Origin of the sequence: Kineococcus indalonis, from assembly GCF_009906395.1 — a bacterium.
GTDB classification, from domain to species: domain Bacteria; phylum Actinomycetota; class Actinomycetes; order Actinomycetales; family Kineococcaceae; genus Kineococcus; species Kineococcus indalonis.
In genome coordinates this window covers 1-4812 of sequence record NZ_JAAALM010000319.1, presented here as the reverse complement: position 1 = coordinate 4812, position 4812 = coordinate 1, and the positions used below count along the sequence as shown (strand labels likewise).

Genomic DNA, 4812 nt, shown 5'->3' with positions numbered 1-4812 from the left:
GGCCCTGCCCGCGCCACCGGGTCCACCGGGCGGCGCGGCGGCGCGCCGCCCGGTGGACCCGGTGGCGCGGGCAGGGCCGGCGGCGGGGCTGAGAACCGGCGGGGACCGCGCGGTTGAAGCCGTGGAGGGCGGGTAGGGGGAGGTCACGAGCGAGGACGCCCAGGGGAGGAGCGCACGTGGTCAAGTACCTGCACGACGCCGGGATCAAGTCCGAGTGGGCCTACGCGGCCGCCTTCGGCAGCATCGCCCTGTCGTTCACGTCCTGGCTGGTCTCCAAGGAGAAGGAGAAGGGCGCCGGGATCGACCGCGCCGACCGCTGGGGCATCTTCGTCGGCCAGTGGGCGCCGACGTTCTTCGGCCTGGGCAACGCCCTCGCCGCGTACGAGAAGAAGTGACCAGGTAGGAACAAGGAGAAGGAGCCCGCGTGTACCGCCACACCCGTGAGCTGCAGTTCACCGCCAAGCCCGAGAAGCCGGACGCGCTGTTCGCCGCCAAGTTCCAGGAGATCCTCGGCGGTCAGTTCGGCGAGATGACCGTGATGATGCAGTACCTGTTCCAGGGCTGGAACTGCCGGGTCCCCGGCAAGTACAAGGACATGATCATGGACATCGGCACGGAGGAGATCTCGCACGTCGAGATGCTCACCGTGATGCTCGCCCGCCTGCTGGAGGGCGCGCCCGGCGAGACGACGGAGAAGGCCGCCGCCGCCAACCCGGTCCTGGCCGCCGTCCTGGGCGGGCAGAACCCGCAGCACGCCATCGTCTCCGGCGGCGGGGCCCGGCCCACCGACAGCCTGGGCAACCCCTGGAACGCCGGCTACATCATCGCCAGCGGCAACCTGCTCACCGACTTCCGCTCCAACGCCGCCGCGGAGGGGCAGAGCCGGCTGATGACCAGCCGCATCGCCAACATGACGGACGACCGCGGCGTGAAGGACATGCTGGCCTTCAACCTGGCCCGCGACACCTACCACCAGCAGCAGTGGCTGCTGGGCATCCAGTCGCTGGTCGAGGAGGGCTTCACCGAGAGCGAGATCGAGCGCTCCAACGGCGAGTGGGAGGACACGGACGCCGCGCACGTCTTCTACACCTCCACCAACGGCAGCCGCGCCGGCGAGGGCCTGTGGGCCACGGGCAACAGCGTCGTGGACGGCCAGCCGTTCCGCGTGGAGGAGCTGCGCCCGCTGACCGACGACGACGCCGTCCTGCCCGCGCCCGACCCGCTGCAGTTCGTCACCTACGACGGCAGCCAGGGCAAGGGCAAGCCCGGCAACGCCGTGGGCGGCGCGGTGCAGCAGGCCGAGAACGTCGTCACCAAGGTCAAGGACGCCATCACCGGCGACAAGCACTGAGCACCGCGCGCAGCCGGACCGCTCCGGCGCGCAGCTGAGCGGGCCCGCCCGCACCGAGGGGTCCGAGGGCCCCCGCACCGTCGACAGCGACGGTGCGGGGGCCCTCGTCGTGCCCGGTGCGGGCCGGTGCGGGCAGGTGCGGGCAGGTGCGCGCCGGAGCGGTTCAAGGGACGGGCCCGGCGCGCCGACACCCCACCGTGATCCACGACCCGGCCACCGCGCGGCCGCGCACCCGGCGGGCCGCCGCGTGAGCGCCGCCCTCGCCCTCCTCGCCAGCGCCCTGTGGGGCACCTCCGACTTCCTCGGCGGCACCGTCAGCCGCCGGCTGCGCGCCGTGCAGGTCCTCGCCGTCTCCCAGGCGCTGTCCTGCGCGGTGCTGCTGGTGGTCCTCGGCGCCGGCCTCGGCCGCGGCGGGGCGGGCCCGACGGGCGCCTGGCTGGGCTGGTCGGTGCTCGCCGGCGCCACCTGGGCCGGCGCCATGGCCGCCCTCTACACCGCCCTGGCCCGCGGCACGATGGGCGTCGTCGCGCCCATCGCCGCCGGCGGCACCGTCCTGCCCGTGCTGCTGGGCCTGGCCGCCGGGGAGCGCCCCGCGCCCCTGCAGCTGCTCGGCGTCGCCGTCGCCCTCGCCGGCGTCGTCGCCTCCGCCGGACCGGACCTGCGGGGGGGCTCGCGCGGCCAGGGCGGCGCGATCGCGCTGGCCCTGGTGGCCGCCGTCCTCTTCGGCGTGGAGGTGTGGGCCGTGGCGCGCGGCAGCGCCGCCTCGGTGACCTCCACCCTGCTCGGCATGCGCGTCACCTCCGCCGCGCTCGTCGTCGCCGCCGCCCTCGCCCGGCGCGGGGCCGAGCGCGTCGGGCCCCGCGACCTGCCGCCCCTGCTGGCGCTGGGCGTGCTGGACCTGGCCGCCACCGCCGCGTACGCGCTGGCCTCGCGCGGCGCCCTCGTGAGCGTCGTGGCCGTCCTGGCCTCGCTGTACCCGGCCGTCACCGTGCTGCTCGCCCGGCAGGTGCACGGCGAGCGGCTGCGCCCCGTGCAGGCCGCCGGCGTCGTCGCCGTGCTCGCCGGCGCCGTCTGCGCCGGCCTCGGGTGAGCGGCGCCCGCAGCGCCGCCGGGACGCCCCGCCACCCGTTCGGGCGGTCCAGCGGCACGGTCACCCCGCCGAACCACCTCGTGTGGCCGAGCAGGAGCAGGAGGTTGACGTGAGCGCACACGCCCCGACCGGGTGGACGGCCCGGCGCCGCCCGTCGCGGTCCGCGGTGCTGCAGCTCGTGCTGCTGCTGCCGCCGCTGCTGTTCATCGTCAGCACCGTCCCGGGCGTGCGCCCGCACGACGGCTACCGGTTCCTGCTGGACGGGGTCCTGAACAACCTCGCCTACGAGTGCGCGGCGCTGCTGTGCCTGGTGCGCGCCCGCCGCCAGCCCACCGGCCGCCTGGGCTCGCACCTGCTGGCCGCGGGTCTGGCCCTGTACGGCGGCGGCAACGTCTTCTGGACCGTCGTGGTGCGCCCGATGGCCGACCCGCCCTACCCCTCCGGCTCCGACGCGCTGTTCCTGTCGTTCTACCCGCTGGCGTTCGCGGCGCTGGTGCTCATGGCCCGCCGCCGCGACGGTCGCTTCGCGTGGAGCCTGTGGCTGGACGGCCTCGTGGCCGGCCTGGCCGTCAGCGCCGCGGCCGCCGCCGCCGTCATCGGCCCCATCCTCGACGTGCCCGCCGACAGCTGGGCGGCGGTCGCGGTGACCACCGCCTCGCCGCTGCTGGACCTGGTGCTGCTGCTGGTGCTGGCGCCCGTGCTCTCCATGCACGGCTGGCGCCCGCCGCGCGGGCTGTGGCTGCTGGCCGCCGGCCTGGTGCTGTTCGTCGTGGCGGACCTGGTCTACCTGTTCCGCACCGCGCAGGGCAGCTACGTCTCCGGCCGCCTCGGCGACGGCGTGTGGGTCCTGGGCGTGGTCCTCATGGGCATGGCGCCAGGCTGGCCGGCGCGCCGCAGCCGCTTCCGCCTGCCGCGCTGGGCCGTGCTGGCGATCCCGCTGGCCTCCACCGTCGTGGCGCTGGCGGTGCTCGTCGTCGACCACGGCCTGCACCTGCACCCGGCGTCCATCGCGCTGGCCGCGGCCACCGTCGTGGCCGCCCTGGCCCGGCTGCTGCTGACGTTCCGGGAGGTCGCCAACCTCGCCGAGAGCCGCGAGCTCGCCCTCACCGACGAGGTGACCGGGCTGGGCAACCGCCGCACCCTCTACCGCGCCGTCGAGCGCCTCGCCCGCTACGACGGCGGCGAGGTCCCCGCCGGGCTGCTGCTGCTGGACCTGGACCGCTTCAAGGAGGTCAACGACAGCCTGGGCCACCACGCCGGCGACGCGCTGCTGCGCGGCGTGGGCCAGCGCCTGCAGCGGGTCGGTGCCGAGCACGGCGCCCTGGAGGTCGTGCGCCTGGGCGGCGACGAGTTCGCGCTGCTGGTGCGGGGCGGGACCGAGGCCGCGCAGGCGGTCGCGGCCGCCGTGCACGAGGCGCTGCAGGCGCCCTTCCCCGTGGAGGACCTGCAGGTGCGCGTGCGCACCAGCGTCGGCCTGGCCGCGCTGCCCCTGACCGTCCTGGACGCCTCCGCCCTGCTGCGGCGCGCCGACGTGGCGATGTACCGGGCCAAGGCCCAGGGCGTGGGCACGTTCACGTACAGCGTCGAGGCCGACGAGTTCGCCTCCGGCGACCGCCTGGCCACGGCCGAGCTGCTGCGCGAGGCGATCGAGCAGCGCGCCCTGACCCTGCACTACCAGCCGAAGGTGGAGCCCGGCAGCGGGCACGTCGGCGGGGTCGAGGCGCTCGTGCGCTGGCAGCACCCCGTGCGCGGGCTGCTCTACCCGGACGCGTTCCTGCCGGTCGTGGAGGGCGCCGGGCTGATGGAGGAGATGACCCGCGCGGTGCTGGAGCAGGCGCTGGACCAGGCGCGCGCCTGGCACCTGGCCGGCCGGCCCCTGGCGGTGGCCGTCAACCTCTCCGCCTCCTCGCTGTCCGACCCGCGCCTGCCCGAGCGCGTGGAGCGGCTGCTGGCCGAGCGGGCCCTGCCCGCGCACCTGCTGGAGATCGAGATCACGGAGGACTTCCTCATGGCCGACCGCGAACGCGCGCAGGTCATCCTCGCCGGCCTGCGGCAGCGGGGGGTGCGGGTGGCCGTCGACGACTACGGGACGGGGTACTCCTCGCTGGCGTACCTGCGCCAGCTGCCCGTGGACGACCTCAAGCTGGACAAGTCGTTCGTCACCGACCTCGGCTCGGACCCGCGGGCCCTGGCCATCGTCCGCTCCACGATCATGCTCGCCCACTCGCTGGGCCTGCGGCTGGTCGCCGAGGGCGTCGAGGACGCCGCGACGTGCCGGGAGCTGACCGACGCCGGGTGCGACGTCGTGCAGGGCTGGTACTACGCCAAGGCGCTGCCCGCGCCGGACCTGGAGGCGTGGCTGGTGCGCCAC

The 4812-nt window shown here is 75.6% G+C and carries 4 protein-coding genes; all 4 read left to right on the top strand.

Annotated features, from left to right (window positions below; translation table 11 throughout):
- Positions 1-176 precede the first annotated feature (176 nt).
- Positions 177-395, top strand: coding sequence for a hypothetical protein (locus tag GTR00_RS14700; protein ID WP_166612351.1), 219 nt, complete (start codon positions 177-179; stop codon positions 393-395).
- 29 nt (positions 396-424) lie between these two features.
- Positions 425-1351 carry a manganese catalase family protein gene (locus tag GTR00_RS14695; RefSeq protein ID WP_166612350.1) on the top strand — a complete coding sequence of 309 codons (927 nt, stop codon included), beginning with the start codon at positions 425-427 and terminating at the stop codon, positions 1349-1351.
- A 247-nt stretch (positions 1352-1598) separates the two neighbouring features.
- Complete coding sequence (locus GTR00_RS14690) at positions 1599-2441, top strand: EamA family transporter (RefSeq protein WP_166612349.1); 843 nt, start codon at positions 1599-1601, stop codon at positions 2439-2441.
- Positions 2442-2550: 109 nt separating this feature from the next.
- Positions 2551-4812 (top strand): putative bifunctional diguanylate cyclase/phosphodiesterase (locus GTR00_RS14685; protein WP_166612348.1); only part of this gene is annotated, 2262 nt, incomplete at its 3' end.